We start from the raw sequence: 19,873 nt of genomic DNA on the forward strand, positions 1-19,873 counted from the left end.
ACTTTAGTGGAAATGCACCGGTTTATAAGTGATAACTCTATCGACATAATGCGCCGGTTGTCCCACTTCAGCTACGTTAATGCTCATGGTGCTACCGTGGTTTTTTTGAATTTGTGGTGTTATTTTCCCGACAAAGCGATCTCGCAATATATCGTCTGCTGTTTGCTCGATGAGTGAGTTCCTGGCGTTAGGGTACGCACTTCGTGCCGCCTGCATTACCGTATTTCGCTTGTTGGTCATAGTGGTAGATCCGTAGTCCATAGTCACTTCACCTTCAAAAGCCTTGACTGGTCGCCGGAGTTCTCGCTGAAGCAGTCGGCCAAAAGAGCGACTTCCGCCCTCGCCGGAGTAGCAAACCAATAGTCTGATGTTGTTGTAGTTGGACGGATTAACCCCCTTGCTCCGTAACAAAGAAAGCAGCTCTTTAGCAGAGTAAGGCTTGTTGTCAATAACGATTTCGGTACCGCGCGCCAATACTTTATCAACGAAACCACGAGGGCGTCCGTGCGCAACGATATTAAGACGGTCAAGTTTTTTGTACTCGTCAACAAAAGTGTGTATTTCGTTGGCGATCATTCTAAGGTCTTTCATGGGGTTTACCTTAATAAGGTTGTCAGCTCCAAGGCTTTGGTCGAGCCTGTTAGGTGGCGAGGCAGCTGCTGAAGGACTGTTTGACACCGGACTGGGTGCTTGCGCTGAAAAGTTATTTATTGCTTTGCCGTAAGCGCGGTCTTTGGCTGCGTCATAATGAAACCAATCGCCTGTTTTTTTATCGCGTATGGCAGTCGCTTTGATCCGTTCAGCGCTCGCGCCTACCTGATAGGTGCCTTCAGCCACATCCGCTCTTTTGACGAACTCTCTGAATTGCGCATTGTTCATCCCACTTTGTTGCAATTGGCGGGTATTTGCGAACTTTGCGCCGGCCGAAGCGGGCCCATTACTGGCGGGCAGGCTCGGGGTTTTTCCCAGCACGCCGCGGCCAAATGACTTGCTCGTCGTGCCTGCTGCTCTCGACACTCCGGACGTGCCTGCTGCTCGGGTCAGTCCGGATGCGGTTCGTCCGGCCGCGCCTGCGCCTTTGGCGAAGGCTGCACCTGTCAGGTAGAGGATGCCGTCAGAAAGCACATCGCCAAGTGCTTCCAGGTAATTACCTTTGAAAAGGTTTGCGAGGAATATGGCTCCCGGTATGAGTGCCAGGATGATACTTAATATTAACTCCTCCTTGGCTTCCTCTTTATCAAATGTGGTAATTTCCTTGGTTAGCTCAAATAATTCATCGAATTTGTACACGGAGAAACAATAAGCAGTAACCCGTTCGCTGATATAGTTGCTGCGTGCACTGTTGAGCGAGTCCGGCGTGATGACAGGCAAGGGGCTGGCTGCTTGTTTGGAAGCCTGCTCCGACGTCGGAGGACGCTCATGAATCATGGTGTTTTTCCAGACTTGGTCACTACTCTTAAGGTCTCTGATCCACTCGCCTTGCAAACCCTCCTTGAAGTTTTTTTTCAAGTCGTCACGTTTGGTTATTTTCCCTTCCTGAGATGACATTTCATAAAACTCAAATTTGCCATCACGCTCGGTCTGGAAAATAAGTGATCGCTTGCCCTGTGGTTGTGTTGGTGTATTGTCTTGACTATGAATGCTTCCGCCGGGGTAGTGCCTTATTGACTTTGTGACTTCGCCTTCAGTGAAAATGCGCAGTTTGCCGAACTCAAGGTTTTTCCGGTCTTCCGTAGGGAGGCTGGCAATCTGATTTTTTATAATCGTGGCGCATGCATCGAGATACTGTTTTTTGTAGGTGTTAAATAGTCTCTCATGTTTGGTCTTAGGCGCAGGCAAACTCGAAAGTTGATTGATCATGCTAGTGGAGAAGCGAGCGTCATCGGACACCCAATTTGAGTATCTACTTAATGTAGGATTGGACAGGTAAAAATCCAAGAGTGAAAACATCGGTTGTGTAGGACTGGCTAGGTTTCCACTGTTACGTCCTCTAGGGCTGTTATCCCTGAAGCAAGGAAGATCGTAAGGTAGTTCTACGCCGAACTTTTTCTTGAGTTCCGCCAATGCAACATCTCGCTGGGTGGGCACCTTGGCGGCAAGGTTTTCGAGGGTGGTTTGCAATAGCCTTATTTTGTCCTGAAATGCTTTTTGGGTCTGCTCGATTTGCGCTTGAGGATAGTCGCCGTCTTCCCGGGGGGTGAGCTTGCCGTGTAGTTTCCCCCATTCGATCAGCGCCAGGCGCGAAGTCTCGTTCTGAATCGCCTGGCCTGAAGAGGAAATCGGGTCCTTGGCATCCTGTGCCGACACCTGAGCAAAGGTCATTTGCGCTGTGATGCCAGGGCTGTAGGCTTCGATGCGCGCTACGGCTGCCTTCAACGCCACCCACGCGGTCGACCCGTAAGTCACGTTGTTGGGAATATTTTTTACCAGCAGTTCCGGCGCTGCACGTGCCAGCAGCAGGTGCGCGGCAACAGGGGCCATTTCTGCCGATACCCGCCTGAGCTTTATCAGGTGGTCGGCGAGCCCCTGTTTGATCGTTTCAAGAGGCTTCCCATTGAAACGATCGTCTGCCAGGTTATATCCAGCCACATGGTTGAGCTGCGGACGAAACATGCTCTCCTGGTCCAGGGTTGTCGCGATAGCGGTCAAGACCCAGTCATGGGGAGAAGTGGTTTGCCATTGCTCGCCCATCTTTTCTTTCAGGGCCGATTCGAGTTCAGCGGCTTTGGGCGTTTTGAGTATTTTCTCTATGACTTTCACAGGATCGCGAAATTCTCGCGCCGAAAATTGCATATTTTTCGTCAGGTAACCCAACGCGCCTCGTTTGTCCGGCAGTGATGTTCCATCGTTGATCAGGTCTGGCAGTTTGAGGTTGTAGCCAAAGTGGCTGTAAACCGCTTTTTGTTCGTATTCCCCCAGCGGCACTGGCCAGGACAGCGCGCCGCCCAGATTGCCGAGCTTGGCCACCGGCAGCGGTGGGGCATTGATGACAGCCCTGAAATTATCGCGTTCGTCCGGTGTTTTTGGCGGGATCCAGTTGTTTGCAAGAATAAACGCCTCGAGGGTAGGCGACGAGGTGTGGCCCAATTCGCTCAGCCGGCCGTATGACGAATCCGGATCCACATTCATGGTTGTGCTTTTCAACGCGGCTTCGATTTGGCGAGATCCGCTGTTCGCCAGTTGCGTCAACTTTCCTGACAGTACGTGGATATCCGCAAGATCCCCCAATGCGGTTTTTTCCGCATCCAGTTTGTCCAGGCTGACAGCCACCGCCGCCTGACTTTCTGCAACGTTGGCGGCGTTTTTTTTGAAAGCCGGGTTCTGCTGCAACTGATTGGCTCGCGCAGCAGTGGCATTGCCATCTTCGCCATAAAAATTCGCCACGACCTCAAAAGGCGCGGAGGAGGGCGCAGTGCCCGGCGTTACTTCCACAGGGTTTTTACCCGCCGCCACGACGTCTATAGCGCGCAGCAACGGCGCAACGACGGTGTCCCATAACGGGTCTTTATCAGCGGCCCTGAACGTTTGGCGCCGACCACCGGCAGTTGCGGTGAAATGACCGAAGGAACTGATCGACAGCGGCTTGGAAAGATCGATGTTCTTGTGCCAGGCCCAGTCCACGAACTGTGGATTTTTAAGCAGCTTGTGCAGGTGTGTCCACCACTGCCCGAAGGTCGATTCAGGCGGGATGTCGTCGAGTTTGTCGGTGCCGTCAAATGAAGGCCCGGTCTTCGCGATGTTATGCAGGGCCTTGGCGAAAACCAGTGCAAGGTCTTTGTCCCCCTTGGCTGCAGGTGTTTCGTAAGGGGCTTCGTCGGGCGTGTGTGCAGCAGTGCTGTCTTCTGCTGATGGGAGAGGCGTGGCGCCCTCCGGAGGAAGCGGCAGTCTGGTTTCGATATCCTGGCGTGCACCGGTTGCTGATAGGGTCATTAAGGTTTATCTCCCTGCCTTACTCAAACATGGGCGCCCGGCTCTGGTTCGATCGACCGGGCTCGTAGCCTGAGTGAGCAGTGGTGACGTTTGATTCCACACAAGAGTGTTATCGATTGCTTCCTTCCTGGGGCTGCGCGACGCAATCAGGCTCAGGCGGCGCTTGCCGTGACGTGACGGCCAGGGATGGCCGCAATCAATTCACGGGTGTAGTCGCTGGCCGGCTGGTTGAAGATGCGCTCCACCGAGCCCTGTTCAACCACGCGGCCATTGCGCAGCACCAGCACCTCATGGGCGAAGTTGGCCACCACTGACAAGTCGTGGGACACCAGCACGTAGGCGATGCCCATTTCCCGTTGCAGCTCTTCCAGCAGGTCAAGAATGCGCGCCTGCACCGACACGTCGAGGGCGCTGACCGGTTCATCCAGCAACAGCAGGTCGGGTTTCAACGCCAGGGCCCTGGCGATGGCGACCCGTTGGCACTGGCCGCCGGACAGTTCACGGGGCAGACGATCGAGAAAACTCGCCGGCAGGTGCACGCGGCTGATCAACGCCCGCGCCGCCTGTTCCAGGGCAGCGCCCTTGAGCAAGCCAAACGACACCAGCGGCTCAACAATGCTGTCGAACACGGTGAAACGCGGGTCCAGCGCCGCGAAGGGGTTTTGTTGCACCAGTTGCAGGCGTTGGCGCAACGGGCGGAAGTCGCGCCAGCTCAGGTCGGTGACGTCTTGCTGCTCGAACCGGACGCGGCCCTGGGTCGGCTTCTCCAGGCCCAGGGCGATACGCAGCGCGGTGCTCTTGCCCGAGCCGGACTCGCCGACGATGGCCAGGGTCTGGCCGGGGTAGACCTCCAGGCTCAGATCCTCCAGGGCCACGAAGGTCGAGGCTTCGCCCTTGACCTTGGGCAGGGCAAACGTCTTGCCGACGTTGTCCAGGCTCAGGATCGGCTCACGTCCCAGGTCGAGGTTGAGCAACGGTTCACGCCGCCTGGCGAAGGCGGGTGCGGCGGCGATCAGCGCGCGGGTGTAATCGTGGCTGGGCTGCGCGAGGATCTGTCGTGGCGGACCTTGTTCCACCACCTCACCCTGTTGCATCACCAGGATACGGTCGGCACGGTCGAGCGCCACGCCCAGGTCATGGGTGATGATCAGCAGGGAAATGCCGCGTTCACTGACCAGGCGCTGCAAGTGGTCGAGGATCTTGCGCTGCACGGTCACGTCGAGGGCGCTGGTGGGTTCGTCGGCGATGATCAGGCGCGGGTTGCCGGCCAGGGCGATGGCGATCAGCACGCGCTGGCGCATGCCGCCGGAGAGTTCATGGGGGTACTGGCGCGCGCGCAATACCGGGTTGTCGATGCCCACCTGTTGCAGCAGCTCGACAATGTCGGCATCGACGCCGGGGTAGCGTTTGCCCTTGGCGAGTATCAGCGCCTCGGCGATCTGCTGGCCGATGCGCAGCGTGGGGTTGAGGCTGACCATCGGGTCCTGGGGCACCAGGCCGATGGTGCGCCCGCGCAGCTTGCGTTTCTGCCGTTCGCTGGCGTGGGTCAGGTGGTGACCATCCACCCACAGTTCACCGGCGCCGATCTGCGCATTCTCGGGCAGCAGGCCTAGGATCGCATTGGCCAGGGTGGATTTGCCTGAGCCGGACTCGCCGACAATCGCCACGGTCTCGCCCTGGGTGAGTGAAAACGACAGGCTGCGCACCGCCGGATTGAGCTGGCCGCCGGAACGGTAGTCGACACTCAGTTGGCGCACATCGATTAAACGCGGTTGGGTATTCATCGCTGGATCTCCTCGAACGTGCGGGCGATATGGTTGAGGCTGAACACCACGGCCACCAGGAACAGGCCGGGCAGCAAAGACACCCACGGTGCGGTGATCAGGAAGTGGCGGCCGTTGGCGATCAAGGTGCCCCATTCCGCCGCCGGAGGGGCGGCGCCGAAACCGAGAAAACTCAAGCCTGCGGTGGCGAGGATCGCGGCGCCGAAATCCAGAGTCGCCAGCACGGCTACCGGGCCCCAGGCGTTGGGCAGGATGTGCCGCAACAACGTGCGGCCCCAACTGGCACCGCCCAGGCGAGCGGCTTCGACATAGGGCAGGGTTTTCACCCGCAGCACTTCGGCACGGGTGGTGCGGGCAAAGCCGGGAATGATGCCGATGCCCACGGCAATCGCCACCGGTACCGTACCGAAGCCGATGGCCGTGACAATCGCCAGGGCCAGCAACAGGCCGGGCAGGGCCAGCAGCACATCGACAACGCGCATGATCAGCGCATCGATACGGCCACCGGCAAACCCGGACAAAATGCCCAGCCCCAACCCGCCCACCAGGGCGATGCCGACCGCCAGGGAGGCGGCCAGCACTGACAGGCTGGCGCCGTAGACCACGCGGGTAAACAGGTCGCGGCCCAGTTCATCGGTGCCGAACCAGTGGGTCAGGTTGGGGGCGCTGAGTTTGGCGGCCGGCGCGGTGGCGTAAGGGTCGAAGCTGCTCAGCAGCTGCGGCGTCACGGCGGCGACCAGCGAGAACAGCACCACCAGCACCGCCAGGCTGAACCCTGGGCGGCGCAGCAATGGCAGGAGTGTCGCCGTTGCGCGTTGTAAGGGGCTGCGGCGGCGCCAGAGTGTTTCGCTGCGGATCAGTTTCCGGGTAAGCGTCGTCATGGTCTAGGACACCTTGGGCGTGTGGGAGATGCGCGGGTCGAGCCAGGGATAAAGCAGGTCCACCAGCAGGTTCACCAGGACAAATGCCGCCGCCGAGACCGCGACGATGGCCAGCACCACCGGAATATCCTGGCGCAGCACCGCTTCCTGGGCCAGGCGGCCGATGCCGGAGCGGGCGAAGATGGTTTCCACCAGCACCGCGCCGGACACGGTGTTACCCACCTGCAGGCCGATCAGGGTGAGGATCGGCAGCGCGGCGTTCCTGAACCCGTGGCGCGCCTGCACCTGGCCGCGGCTCAAGCCCTTGGCGTAGGCGGTGACGATATAGGCCTCTTTCCACACGCCCTGGAAGCTGCGTTGCAGCACCTGGGCGTACACCGCGGCGCTCGGAATCGCCAGGGTGACTGCCGGCAGCACCAGACTTTCGAAGCCCTTGCTGCCGGTGGCGGGAAACCAGCCCAGGCCAAATGCAAATACCTGGATCAGCAGCAAGCCCATCCAGAACACCGGCACCGAAAAGCCCAGGGACGGCAAGCGCGCCAGGGCTTTTTTCAACGGTTGCCAGCGGATATACGCGGTGAGGTAAGCCAGGCCGATACCGCCGAGCAGCGAGAGCACAATCGCCAGGCCGGCCAGGGAAAGGGTCTGGGGCAGGCGTTCGGCGAGTAACTCGGCCACCGGGCGATTGAGCGACAGTGACTGCCCGAAATCACCGTGCAGTGCCCCCAGCAGCAGGTCGATATATTGCTCGAACAGGCCTTTATCCAGCCCGTAGTAGGCGCGCGCCTTGGCCAGGTCTTCCACCGACAGGGCGTCGGCTTCCATGCCGGATGCACTGAGCATGATCGACAAGGTATCGCCCGGCAGCAGATAGAGGATGAAGTAGGTGATGCTATAGGCCCCCCATAGCACCAGCAGCGCCTGGCCGACCCGGCCGATCAGGTAGCGGCTCATGGCGTGCCGACCTCGATGTCACCCAACAAGGCAAAGCCTTCGGCGGTCCAGCGGAAGTTTTTCACTTTGGGCGACGTCGCGGCCTGCCACACGCGCTCGTACACCGGGAACGCCGAGCCTTCGTCGATCAGCAGGTCCTGCAGGTCGCCGTAGGCTGCCGCCCTTTGAGCGCTTTGGGTGGCGGTGATGCCGGCATCGAACAGGCCCTTGGCTTTTTCCAGGGTCGGCGCTGCGTAAAGGTTGGTGGCCAGGGTCGAGCTGTTGGCGGTGCGAGGGTCGAGGATGGTCTGCAAGATGATCGGATCGGCGCGGGTCATGTAGGTGCTGGTCAGGTCATAGTTACCGGCCGAGTTGTTGGCGACCCATTCGGCGCGAGTGACCACGTTGAGCTTGACCTCGATACCGACCTTGCGCAGCTGGTCCTGGAGCAGCACGTCCCCGGCAGTTTCCGCCGGGGTGATGTTGTAGCTCAGGCTCAGGCGCTTGCCGTCTTTGTGCCGGTAGCCATCGGTGCCCTTGGCCCAGCCGGCCTGGTCCAACAGGCGCTCGGCACCCGCGGGGTCGTAGGCCAGCTTGGCGCCCTGGCTTTTGAAGTAGGGCGTGGTGACGTCGTAGATACCGTCCACCACCGGGAATTCGGCGTTGTACACGGTGCTGGCGTAGCTCTTGCGGTCAATGGCCTTTTGCACCGCCAGCCGTACTTGCTTGTCGGCCAGTGCCCGCTCGCCGCGGGTGTTGGGGTACAGGTTCAGCGCCGGCCCCGGCAGCGAGCGGCTCTGGATGGTGGCGCCCTTGGATTGGAACAGTTTCAGGTCGACTTCCGAGAACGGGTTGCGGGGCCACAGGATGTCGGCCTTGCCTTGCAGGAACAGGCCGTTACGCACGCTTTCCTCGGGGATGTAGGTGACGTCCACCGCCTCCAGGTGCGCTTCGCCCTGGTTTTTCATATTCGCCGACGCCCAGGCGTAACCCTTGCGCTTGGTCAGGTGCGCGCCGACTTCCGGGGTGTAGCTGGCCAATACGAACGGGCCGGTGCCGATGATCTTGCCAAGCGAACGCTCCTTGACGCTCAGCGCGTAGGAGGCCGGCGCGAGGATCGCCAGGTTGGTGGTGGAGGTCGCCTGCAGGAAGCCCGCATTGGGCTTGGCGAGCACCAGCTTGACGGTGAAGTCGTCGACTACTTCGGCGCGATCAAAGCCCGCCAGGTACGTCGCGCCGAAGGTGGCCGGCAGCTCGGTCGCCAGCGCCTTGTTGCTGTCAAAGGCGGTTTTCACGGCCTTGGCATCGAAGCGTTCGCCGTTGCTGAAGGTGACGTTGTCGCGCAGGTGGAAGGTGTAGGTCAACGCGTCGTCGCTGACTTCCCAGCTTTTCGCCAGCCAGGGAATGATCCTGCCGGTCTGCGGATCCTGGTCGGTGAGGGATTCGGCGATATTGCGCAGCAGCACCCGGTGTTCGAGCCAATAGACCTGGAACGGGTCGACGCTGACCAGGGTGGTGTTGTCGCCGAAGAAGGCGATGTTCAAGGTCTTGCCGGCCTGGCTGTCAGTGCCCGCAGGCGAGCAGGCGGCCAGGCTCAATGCCAGGGCGCAAGGGGCCAATAGACGGCTCATCAAGTTGGAGGTGTTCAATGGGATGCCCTCGTATGGCGATTGGCTTAGAAGTCGTAGGCCAGCTTGGTGTACCAGTAGCCGCCGCCGGGGTAGAACGGCGGGTTACCGTAGGGCGCCAAGCCCAGGTTGCTGTACACGGCGTGCCGGTCGGGGCGCACGTCGAAGATATTGGTGCCGCCGATGCTGACGGTGATCTGGTCGACGAAGGTGTAGCTGACGTCCAGGTCGGTGATCCATTTCGCACCGAAGCTGCGGTCGCCGGATGGGTTTACCGCCAGGGTCTTGACCGCACCGTAGCGGCTGGTTTGCAGGTTCACTGCGAGGTCCTCGACCTTCCAGTTGGCGCCCAGGATCCATTTGGTCTTGGGCGAGGCTTGGGTGAGATCGCCTTCGCGGTCGCGGCCCACCAGGGTGACGCCGGAGTTGGCCAGCGCACTCGGGGTGTCCCGTGTGCCTTCGATAGTGGTCTTGTTCCAGTTGAAGCCCAGGCTCCAGCGCACATCGCCCCAGGCATCCAGCGGCGTGGTGTGGTCGGCGACCACGTCCAGGCCACGGGTGCGGGTATCGAAGGCGTTGGTGTAGTAGTTGACCCAGGTCCCCGAGGGCACGCCTTGGGCGCTGAGGATGCCGTTGATCACGCCGTTGCCCTGGTCGTAGATATTGCTGGTCAGGGCGATGCGGTCGTCGATGTCGATCAGGTAAGCGTCGGCGGTGACGCTGGTGCGCGGTGCCGGCTGCCAGGTCAAGCCCAGCCCGAGGTTGCGTGACTTTTCCGGTTTGAGGTCGTCGCCACCCAAGGCCTTGGCCAGGTTGCTGCCCGACGGGGTCAGGCGGGTCACGGCGGGCACCACGTTGCCGTTCACATCCACGGCCACCCGGTTGTCGGCCACGGTGTAGCCGATCTGCGTCAGCGACGGCGCCCGGAAGCCGGTGCCGACGGTGCCGCGCACGGCGACGCTGTCGGTCAACTCGTAGCGCGAATTCACTTTGAGGCCGAAGGTGTTGCCCGAGTCGTCATCGTAATGTTCGATCCGCCCGGCGACGTCGAGAAACCAGCGTTCGGTCAGGTCGAAGCCCAGGTCCAGGTAGCCGGCGTAGTTGTTGCGGATCAGGCTGACTTCATCCTCCGGGCGAATCGTCACCGCCGCCTGTGCGCCCGATGCCGCCGGGTAGGTGCCGGTGATATAGGCTTCGGGGTCACCGGCGAAAGTGCTGAAATGTTCCCAGCGATGCTCCAGGCCGGCCGACACTTGCACCGGCGAGGTCAGGTTGAACAGGCTGTCGTAGCGGCGGGTGACGTCCAGATTGTTCACCCACTGCTCGAAACGGAAGGTGGCCAGGTTGTCGAACCTGGTCGGCGACGCGGTGCCCAGGGACGGGTTGATATTCAGGTCGCTGGAATGGTGGACGTTGTTGCGTCCGTAGGTGGTGCTCAGGTCCCAGTTCCACTCGGCCGCCTGGCCCTTGCCGCCGAACAGCAGTTGGTAGTCGCGGTCCTTGATGTTGTTCAGCGGGTAGTAGCCGTCGGGGAACACCTCGGGCACGGCGGCCCGGCCGGTCGGCAGGCGGAAGTAGTTGGCGGCCTCGGCATCGCGCTCGCCGTAGGTCGAGAACGAGTAGAGCGTCAGGTCTTCCAGGGGCAGTTCGGCGTTATAGGCGAGGTTGAAGGCTTTCAGGTCCGGGTCGCCGTTCTTGATGGCCACGCGGTCCCAGGCCGCTTCCCTGGCCGGGTCGTTGAAAGCGCGCACGCTGCTGTCGGCCTTGTCGTTCCAAGAGGCCTCGCCGCGCTTGCGGGCGTCGGCGGAGAGGTGGAAAAAGCCGCCGTCGCCGAGCTTGAAACCCTGGTCGCCGGCCACCTTGATCGTTTCCCCCTGGCCGGAAAACAACTGGCCGTAACTGGTTTCCAGGTGTCCGCCGCTATTGCCGGCCTTGAGGATGATATTGATTACCCCGGCCACGGCATCGGAACCGTACTGGGCCGCCGCGCTGTCTTTAAGCACCTCGATATGGTCCACCGAACTGACCGGGATCAGGTCGATGTCCACCGCATTGGCGCCGCTGTTGTCGATCGACCCGCGCTGGCCGGTGGCGCCGTTGTGTCGGCGTTTGCCGTTGACCAGCACCAGGGTATAGGCCGGGCCGAGGCTGCGGTTGCTCAGCGGACGCGTCACCGAGTTGTAGCCGGCGATATTGGTGCCGAAGTTGAACGACGGCAGCAGCTTGGCAATCGCCTCGGACAACTCGGCGCGCCCGGTCTTGAGCAGCTGTTCGCTGTTGATCACGTCAATCGGCGCCGGGCTGTCGGCCACGGTGCGTTGCTGGCCACGCAAACCGGTGGAGATCACGGTCACCGTATCGAGCTTGGCCTCGTCGGCGGCGGCCTCGGCGAAGGAGGGTGCGCCGGCCAGCAGCAGGGAACTGGTCAGCAGTGACAGGTGGAATCTTCTGCGGGGTAGGGGGGCGGCGATGTCTGGCATGTCGGAAAGGGTCCATGTAAGCCTGCTGAAGGCTCCTGGTGATCGGGGGTACGTCCTCCGCCAGGCATGGGGTCGGTGTGTGGAATGAAGATATCCCTATAAAAAACCGTGGGGAAAGTCTTTTTTGGAATAAGCTAATTATTAGATATTGTTATCTTGCGAATTTATAAGATCATCTATTTTTATTATGTGCAGGGCCTTGGCGTGGGTTGAGTGTTCGACATCCAAAACATCCACGTGGGGTGGCATGCCGGAGGCCGGCGTGAGGATTCCTTGCGGCTGAACGTAAATCTTTAGTCTGGCTGGCGCCGGCTGTAAATGAGACTACGATAGTCTCCATCAAGTGCCGGGCAATGCTATCCATAGGGTGTTGTTTTTGTGGGCACCCGTTGGGCATACATTCAATTGAATGGGTTTCAGGCTTTTATGGAGCGAGCCAGCACGGACTGATGAAGTATTTACGCTGGGTTTTTCATCGTAAGCGTGAACGCATGCAGGAGCGGTAATGGCAGACAAGGATGTGCTGCAAACCCTTGAAGGTGTGCTGGATTGCCTGTCGGGCGCGGTTGTGGTCCTGGATCGATCTGCCCGGGTCGTGTTGGGCAACCCTGGGTTTTCAAGGTTGCAGTGCCAGAACGGCGTCCCTCCCGAGACGACCACTGAGTTTCTCTCCTTGCTGCGCCCCCAGGACAGCCGGCTTTTTTATGCGGCACTGGAAAAGGCCGATGGGCGATCCCGGGTGTGTTTCGAGGCGACCGCGAGGCAGTCCGGCCGGTTGAACCTGTCGATGACACCGTGGCGCGACGACTATTTTATTGTTGAAATCCTTCCCCTGCCTGGGCCCCCAACCGCGCATTCCCACAGCGAGCGCTTCTCCGAGATCCCCCTTGAAGCCATTTTCGATTCCTCCGGCACCGGCTTGGCGCTTGTGTCACTGGACGGTCGTTGGCTGAGGGCCAACAGCGTCATTTGCAGGCTGCTTGGCTACAGCGAGGCACAGCTGCAAAACACCACGTTCATGGCATTGACCCACCCCGAAGACCGCGAAGTGGGCAAGCAGCTGATAGAAGAGTTGAAGGGCGGTACACGGCAGGGCGCCACCTTGCATAAACGCTACATCCACCACGACGGCCAGGTTGTCTGGGTGCGCCTGACCGTGGGGCTGGTGCGGGACGACCAGGGGCAGCCGATCTGTTTTGTCTCCCAGCTGGAAGACATCACCGAGAACTGGCAGCTTCGCGAAACCTTGCTGGGCAGCGAGCTGAAATTCCTCACCCTGGCGGAGAATTCACCCAACATCATTGTGCGCTACGATCGCAACCTGTCGCGTACGTACGTCAACCCGACGTTCCTGCTCTTGACCGGCATGTCTTATGACGAAGCCATAGGCGCCGGCCCCGAGGAGCAGCCCGGCGATTACCTCGACCATCTGCGCCATGTGGCATCCACAGGCCAGACCGCTCAATTCCTCAACAGTTGGCCGGCCGGCCCCGGTGGTGAAGCGGTGAGTTGTGTCGTCAGCCTGATGGCTGAGCGCAGCCCATCCGGTGAGGTGGCAGGCGTGCTGGCACTGGCCCACGACATCACTGAGTTGCGCAAACAGCAAGTGCTTGAGGACGCACGTCTGCGCATCTTCGAAACAATGGCCACGGGCGCCTCACTGGACGAAACCCTGGGGTTGCTGGTGAGTTATCTTCAACTGGCCTTGCCTCACTGCTCCTGTGGCGTCGTGCTTGCTGACCCGCAAAGCCCCGGCTCGGGGGAGTCCATGGCTTCTTCCCCAGGCTGGTACGAGCCCATCCTCGGCAATCAGGGGCAGGTCCTTGGGGCTTTCGCGTTGTCGCGCTCACCCGGTTCTGCGCTGGACGAGAGCGACCGGCAGCGCGTGCGCCAGACCTGTCACATTGCCGCGATTGCCATCGAGCGCTGGCGCTCCGAATCCTTGCTCAGGGAGCGCGAGCGCCGCTACCGGGATATTTTCGACCATACCCTGGACATGTTGTGCCTGCTGGAGGCTGCGCCACGGGGTGAGCTGCGCTGTGTCGAGGTCAATCCGGCCCTGTTGCAGGTGCTTGGGAAACCCCATGGCGAGGTTATTGGCGAGACGCTGGCGTCGATATTTGGCCGGCTCAACGCGGAAAGAATCCAGACCCTCCATGACCAATGCAGGGCCGCCGAACGGGTGGTGGAGTCTGAGGAGAGCATGGTGCTGCGCAACGAAGTGCGCAACCTGCACTTTACCCTGGTGCCGGTGGCCGACTCGGGGCGCGAGGGCCAGCGGGTGTTGGTGATCGGTCGTGATGTGACCCATTTGACCCGGGCCCGGCAGAAAGAACTGGAACGCCAGCACGACATCAACGCCCTGGTGGAAAACAGCCCGGACGCCGTCGCGCGCTTGAGTGTTTTCGGGGAGGTGCTCTACGTCAATGCGCAGTTGCGAAAATGGGTGGGCGGGGCCTGGCCGGAACTGATGGGCATGCCCATGGATGAAGTGGTGCCGCTGAACGCCCAGTCCCAGCTTTTTCGAGAATTGGTGGCCCAGGTGATTCGCCAGAACAAAGCCACGGAACAGGAGTTCTTATTGTCGGGTTTGAAAACCGCGCCCAAGGTGGTGTTGATCCACTTTGTTCCCGAGGTCGACGGCCAGCGGGTCGTCAGCGTGCTGGCCGTCGGGCGCGATATTTCCAAGCTGCGCGCGGCGGAGCGGCGCCTGGCCAATTCCAACGCGCAATTACGCGACCTGTCGACCCGCCGGGAAACGGCGCGGGAAGAGGAACGCAAACTGATTGCCCGGGAGATCCATGACGAACTGGGGCAGCACCTGACGGCGCTGCGCATGGGCATCTCGTTGCTGAGGTTTCAGTTCGGCACCGATACGCCTGAACTCACCCCTCAGGTCGAGCGGTTGATGGCGCTGACCGACAAGACCATCCAGGTGGTGCGCAACGTGTCCACGAGCCTGCGCCCCTCCGCGCTGAACCTGGGGCTGGTGTCCGGTCTTGAATGGCTGACAGCCGAATTCGTCACCCTGACCCAGGTCCCCTGTGCGTTGAACCTGCCGCTGATTGCCCTGACCCTTCCGGATACCCACGTGACCGCAGCGTTTCGCATCGTGCAGGAATCGCTGACCAATATCGCGCGTTATGCCGAAGCGACGCAGGTCAGCGTCACCCTGAGCCCGCAGGAGACCCACTGGGTGCTCGAGGTCCAGGACAACGGCAAGGGCTTTGACCCGGATGCCGTCGGCCGCCAGACCCTGGGCTTGGCCGGCATGCGTGAGCGCGGCCTGATGCTGGGCGGCAAAGTGATCATTTTCAGTCATCCTGGGCAGGGCACTACGGTCCAGGCGTTCATTCCGATGCACAAGGATAGGTATTGATGATTCGCATGCTGATCGCCGATGACCACACCATCATGCGCGAAGGGCTCAAGCAACTGTTCTCGCTGGTCGCCGACGTGCAGGTGGTGGCCGAAGCCGAGAGTGGCACGCAACTGATCGAACTGTTGCGCCAGGTCGAGATCGACCTGCTGCTGCTCGACATGAATATGCCGGGTATCAGCGGCGAGATTCTGATTGCGCGCCTGCATACCCAATACCCGAAACTGCCGATTCTGGTGTTGAGCATGCATAACGAAATCCATATCGCGCAACGGGCATTACGCGCCGGTGCACTGGGCTACCTGACCAAGGATCGCGATCCCGAAACCCTGTTGGTCGCGATGCGTCGAGTGGTCAGTGGCCAACGCTACCTCGACCCCGGGCTGGCGGAACAGATCGCGCTGCAAAGCAGTGGCTTGAAGCAGCAGACCTTTGTCGAGAGTTTGTCCGATCGCGAGTTCCAGATCCTGCGCCTGCTGGCGCACGGCATGAGCGTCAACCAGATCGCCGAGCAGTTGGTCATCAGTAACAAGACGGTCAGCACCCATAAGACCCGGCTGATGGAAAAGATGGGGTTCTCCTCCACCGCCGACATTGTGCGTTTCGCCATGACCCTGGGTATTTCGTGAAGCGTGTACGGGGGTAGGGATTTTCCTAGGCGGTTTTCCAGGATCCCTACCCCAGAATAGGGATGCTCCGATGGTGGCAGTGCCATTATCGGGCCAGTATCTCTTTCAAGCAGTCGAATGGCCGGTCAGGTCGTGACGACATGCCTTGACAGGGAGACAGACCGTGAGCGCACCGACACCACCCCCTTCCGCTGCTTTGACCCTGTTTCCGGTTGCGTTCGCGGGCCTGCTGGGCGGGCTTGCGATTGCCTGGAGCGAGCGCTTCAGCATCGGGGCGCTGGCCGCCGGCGGCGCGGTGTTGGCGTTGTGTATCGGCATGGGCCTGTGGGCAAACGGCAGGAGCCGGGCGCAGTGGAGGGGCCTGCAGCAGCTCGATCAACAGGCATCCATTGCTCCGGCACTGGCCGTCGATAACGGCCTGGCACAGGTGTGCGTCAGCGTGCTGCCGATCTGGTCGCGGCAGATAGAAGCGGCGCGTTCGATCAGTGAAACCTCGATTCTCAGCCTCAGCGAGCGTTTTGGCACGCTGTCATCCAACATCAGCCACAGCGTCTCCAGCAATGGCGGCCAGGACGCTTCGCAACAATTGGTCGACTTGCTGGAGGTCGGCCAGGCCGACCTCAACTCCATCGTCATGGCCCTGCGCGCCGCGCTCACCAATAAGGAGAATGAGCTCAAGGAAGTCATGCAGCTCTCGAGCTTCACCGAGCAGCTTCAGCAGATGGCCAAGTTTGTCGGTGACATCGCCAGTCAAACCAACCTGCTTGCCCTCAACGCGGCTATCGAGGCTGCGCGAGCCGGGGAGGCGGGGCGAGGGTTTGCGGTGGTCGCCGATGAAGTGCGCAAGTTGTCGAGCATGTCCGGCGAGACCGGGCGCAAGATCAGCGAAACCGTGATCACCGTCAACGCCGCCATCGCCCGCACGGTGCAGATGTCCCGCCACCACGCCGAACAAGACACCCTGACCCTCGCCGATTCGGAGCGCGTGGTGTCGGAGGTTATCGAACATTTTCGCACGACCGCCCAGACCATTGTGCGCAACAGCCATGACCTGCAGCAGCAGAGCGCCAACGTCGCCGACGAGATTGCCCAGGTGCTGGTTGCCCTGCAGTTCCAGGACCGCGTCAGCCAGATGCTGACCTTGATTACCCGCGACCTCGACAAATTGCAGCAGCAGTTGGACGAACGTCATGAGTCGAGCCTCAGCGGACAGTCCCTGGCGCCAATGAGCAGTGACCGTTGGCTGCAGGAGCTGTCAACGGCCTACACCATGCCGGAGCAGCACGCCATTCATGGTGGTAAAGCGCCTGCCCAGGCCGATGCCAACGAAATCACGTTTTTCTAGAGGAGTTTTTCCGATGAGCAAGACCATTCTGATCGTCGACGACTCGGCCTCCATCCGCCAGGTGGTGAGCATCACCCTCAAAGGCGCCGGTTACGACGTGATCGAAGGCTGTGATGGCAAAGACGCCCTGAGCAAACTGGACGGCCGCAAAATCCACCTGATTGTCAGTGACGTGAACATGCCCAACATGGATGGCCTCAGTTTCGTCAAGGCGGCCAAGCTGTTGCCGGCCTACAAGTTCACGCCGGTCATCATGCTGACCACCGAAGCCAGCGATGCGATGAAGCAGCAAGGCCAGGCCTCCGGCGCCAAGGCCTGGATGGTCAAGCCCTTCCAGCCTGCGCAAATGCTGACCGCCGTCTCCAAGTTGATCCTGCCATAGCGATGACCAGCGACCGCTGGCCAGGAGGTTTACATGAAAAGCGCCGTCCCGATGCTACGTCGAATCCAGGTCATGGAAGGCCCCCTGACGATCTACACGGCTGCCGAGCAAAAGGACGTGCTGTTGTCGTTGTTTCCCCTGGCCCATGAAGTGGAGTTGGACCTGTCCAGTGTCGATGAACTCGACAGTGCCGGTTTGCAGCTGTTGATCCTCATCAAGCGCGAGTCTCTCAAGGAAGGCACCCAGTTGTTGCTGAGCAACCCCAGTTCGACGGTGAGCGAAGCTTTTCGCCTCAGCGGCCTTGACGACTACTTCACCAATGCGAGTTTCACCCAGTCGGTCGGAGCGTAAGCGTATGAACATGGATGACGTGCTGCAGACGTTCATTGCCGAAAGTCGCGAGCTTCTGTTGCAAATGGAAGATGCGCTGCTGCAGATCGAGAAGTCGCCCCAGGACCTGGACACCATCAACGGCCTGTTCCGCGTGGCCCACACCATCAAGGGGTCGGCCGGCCTGTTTGGCTTGATGCCGATCGTTGAGTTCACCCATGTCGCCGAAAGCGTGCTGGACCGGGTGCGCAGCCTGGAAGTGCGCGTCGACGAGGCGTTGAGTGCGTTGTTCCTCGACGCCCGTGACCATATTGGCCAATTGATCGACCTGCTGGCCGAGGACGGCAACCTGGATCGCCTGGACGAACCAGTGCGGGCTCAGGGTCAATCTATCATTGAGCGGCTGTCGCTGTATCTGGACGCGGCGGTCTCGACCTCGGCGCCGGCCCTTCAAGCGCCGGCGCCGGCGGATGAGCCAGGCGGCAGTCCCGGCCATTGGCATTTGTCGCTGCGCTTCGGCCCGGATGTGTTGCGCAATGGCATGGACCCCTTGGCGTTCCTGCGTTACCTGAGCACGCTGGGGCGTTTGCTGCACACCGTTACCTTGTTCGATGGGTTGCCGCCCATGACCGCCATGGACCCGGAAACCAACTACCTCGGGTTTGAACTCGCACTGGCCAGCGACGCGTCCCTGGAGGTCATCGATGGCGCCTTTGATTTTGTCCGCGAGGACGCGCTGGTTCGCATCCTTGCACCGAATGCCACGGTGCAGGCGTGTCGGACCCATCTCGACGGCTTGCCGGAAGATAACGCCACGCTGGTCGAGCTGCTGGTGCGTTGCGGCACATTGACCGAGGCCCAGGCCTTGCTCGTGACCCAGGACGCCGAGCAGGCACCGGTCGAAACGCGCAGCGAGCCTGATGTCCAGGAGTCGACAACGCCGCCGGTCAAGGCCGGCAAAAGCGCGGCGAGCAACGAAGGCAACCTGATTCGGGTTGATGCCGCCAAGCTGGACCAACTGATCAACCTGGTCGGCGAGCTGATCATTGCCGGTGCCGGCGCCAACCTGGTGGCGGTACGCAGTGGGATTGGCGAGATGATCGAAGCCACCAGCCTGTTATCGCGGCTGGTCGAGGAAGTCCGCGACTCGGCGCTGACCCTGCGCATGGTGCAGATCGGCGCAACCTTCACGCGGTTCCAGCGGGTGGTGCGGGACGTCTCCAAAGAGTTGGGCAAGGACATCGTGCTGCACATCGGCGGCGGTGAGACCGAGCTGGACAAGACCGTCGTCGAACGCATTGGCGACCCGCTGACCCATTTGGTGCGCAATGCCATGGACCACGGCATCGAGCCTGCGTCGACGCGCCTCCAGCGGGGCAAGCCGGCCCAGGGCACGGTCCGCCTGAATGCCTATCACGAATCCGGCAGCATCGTGATCGAGGTGTCCGACGACGGCGGTGGCCTGGCCAAGGACAAGATCCTGGCCAAGGCCCGTGAGCGTGGTTTGGTGGGAGAGGGCCAGCAGCCGTCGGACAAAGACATTCTGAATCTGATTTTCGAGCCGGGATTCTCCACCGCCGACCAGGTCAGCAACCTGTCCGGCCGTGGCGTAGGCATGGACGTCGTGAAGCGCAATATCACGGCGTTACGCGGCAGTGTCAGCCTCGAGAGCGAAGTCGGGCAGGGCACCACGGTGCGCATCCGCCTGCCGCTGACGCTGGCGATCATTGACGGTTTCCTGATCGGGGTGGGCAAGGCTTCTTACGTGATTCCGCTGAACATGGTGGAGGAGTGCATCGAGCTGGCACCTCAGCGGGGCACCGAAACCGGCTACCTGGACCTGCGGGGCGAGGTGCTGCCGATCCTGCGGCTGCGCGACATGTTTGATGTGCAAGAGCCTGGAGGCAACCGGGAAAACGTGGTCGTCGTGCAATACGCAGGCTTGCGTGCCGGCCTGGTGGTCGATCGCCTGCAGGGGGAGTTCCAAACCGTGATCAAGCCACTGGGCAAAGTGTTTGGTGATGCCCATGGGCTGGGCGGGTTCACCATCCTCGGAAGTGGAGCCGTTGCGCTGATCCTGGATATCCCGAATTTGCTAGGACAGGTTGCCAAGGAAACCCCCCATCGTTCGATCCCAAGCCCTTTATCGACTCATTGAAGCGTCATCAGGAG

Annotated in this window: 12 protein-coding genes; 6 read left to right on the forward strand and 6 right to left on the reverse strand. The window is 60.8% G+C overall.

From position 1 onward, the window contains the following. Positions 1 to 3 precede the first annotated feature (3 nt). The 6 genes from FX984_RS00945 to FX984_RS00970 all read right to left on the reverse strand — a co-directional run bounded on the left by FX984_RS00945 (position 4) and on the right by FX984_RS00970 (position 11,636). On the reverse strand, positions 4 to 3,930 hold the full coding sequence (locus FX984_RS00945; RefSeq protein ID WP_146476465.1) for a hypothetical protein: 3,927 nt from the start codon (positions 3,928 to 3,930) through the stop codon (positions 4 to 6). Positions 3,931 to 4,082: 152 nt separating this feature from the next. Next, positions 4,083 to 5,714, reverse strand: coding sequence for a dipeptide ABC transporter ATP-binding protein (locus tag FX984_RS00950; RefSeq protein WP_146476464.1), 1,632 nt, complete (start codon positions 5,712 to 5,714; stop codon positions 4,083 to 4,085). Further along, a complete protein-coding gene (locus FX984_RS00955) occupies positions 5,711 to 6,595 on the reverse strand; it encodes an ABC transporter permease (RefSeq protein ID WP_027605678.1) in 885 nt (294 codons plus the stop codon). Before FX984_RS00955 ends, FX984_RS00950 begins: the two co-directional genes overlap by 4 nt. A gap of 3 nt (positions 6,596 to 6,598) precedes the next feature. Beyond that, positions 6,599 to 7,549, reverse strand: coding sequence for an ABC transporter permease (locus FX984_RS00960; protein ID WP_098479622.1), 951 nt, complete (start codon positions 7,547 to 7,549; stop codon positions 6,599 to 6,601). Beyond that, positions 7,546 to 9,159, reverse strand: a complete 1,614-nt coding sequence (locus tag FX984_RS00965) for an ABC transporter substrate-binding protein (RefSeq protein ID WP_098479999.1) — start codon at positions 9,157 to 9,159, stop codon at positions 7,546 to 7,548. The genes FX984_RS00960 and FX984_RS00965 overlap by 4 nt, the downstream gene beginning before the upstream one ends. 44 nt (positions 9,160 to 9,203) lie before the next feature. After that, positions 9,204 to 11,636 (reverse strand): TonB-dependent receptor plug domain-containing protein, encoded by a 2,433-nt coding sequence (locus FX984_RS00970; RefSeq protein ID WP_027605681.1) that lies wholly within the window; start codon positions 11,634 to 11,636, stop codon positions 9,204 to 9,206. Positions 11,637 to 12,141: 505 nt separating this feature from the next. On the opposite strand from FX984_RS00970, the gene FX984_RS00975 reads away from it, so the two are divergent. The 6 genes from FX984_RS00975 (at position 12,142) to FX984_RS01000 (ending at position 19,859) form a co-directional block, all read left to right on the forward strand. Beyond that, positions 12,142 to 15,015, forward strand: a complete 2,874-nt coding sequence (locus FX984_RS00975) for a PAS domain-containing sensor histidine kinase (protein WP_146476463.1) — start codon at positions 12,142 to 12,144, stop codon at positions 15,013 to 15,015. Then, positions 15,015 to 15,644, forward strand: a complete 630-nt coding sequence (locus tag FX984_RS00980; RefSeq protein WP_065927714.1) for a response regulator — start codon at positions 15,015 to 15,017, stop codon at positions 15,642 to 15,644. Before FX984_RS00975 ends, FX984_RS00980 begins: the two co-directional genes overlap by 1 nt. Positions 15,645 to 16,278: 634 nt before the next feature. Then, positions 16,279 to 16,989 carry a methyl-accepting chemotaxis protein gene (locus FX984_RS33020; protein WP_371263376.1) on the forward strand — a complete coding sequence of 237 codons (711 nt, stop codon included), beginning with the start codon at positions 16,279 to 16,281 and terminating at the stop codon, positions 16,987 to 16,989. Positions 16,990 to 17,002: 13 nt separating this feature from the next. Next, the gene (locus FX984_RS00990; RefSeq protein WP_027605685.1) at positions 17,003 to 17,371 is read left to right on the forward strand and encodes a response regulator; all 369 of its coding nucleotides are present in this window, start codon (positions 17,003 to 17,005) and stop codon (positions 17,369 to 17,371) included. A gap of 33 nt (positions 17,372 to 17,404) precedes the next feature. Then, positions 17,405 to 17,722 carry an STAS domain-containing protein gene (locus FX984_RS00995; RefSeq protein WP_027605686.1) on the forward strand — a complete coding sequence of 106 codons (318 nt, stop codon included), beginning with the start codon at positions 17,405 to 17,407 and terminating at the stop codon, positions 17,720 to 17,722. 4 nt (positions 17,723 to 17,726) lie between these two features. Next, positions 17,727 to 19,859: a chemotaxis protein CheA gene (locus tag FX984_RS01000; protein ID WP_146476462.1), complete on the forward strand. Its 2,133-nt coding sequence runs from the start codon at positions 17,727 to 17,729 to the stop codon at positions 19,857 to 19,859. Positions 19,860 to 19,873 lie beyond the last annotated feature (14 nt).

Source organism: Pseudomonas marginalis, from assembly GCF_008692035.1.
Taxonomy (GTDB): Bacteria; Pseudomonadota; Gammaproteobacteria; order Pseudomonadales; family Pseudomonadaceae; genus Aquipseudomonas; species Aquipseudomonas marginalis.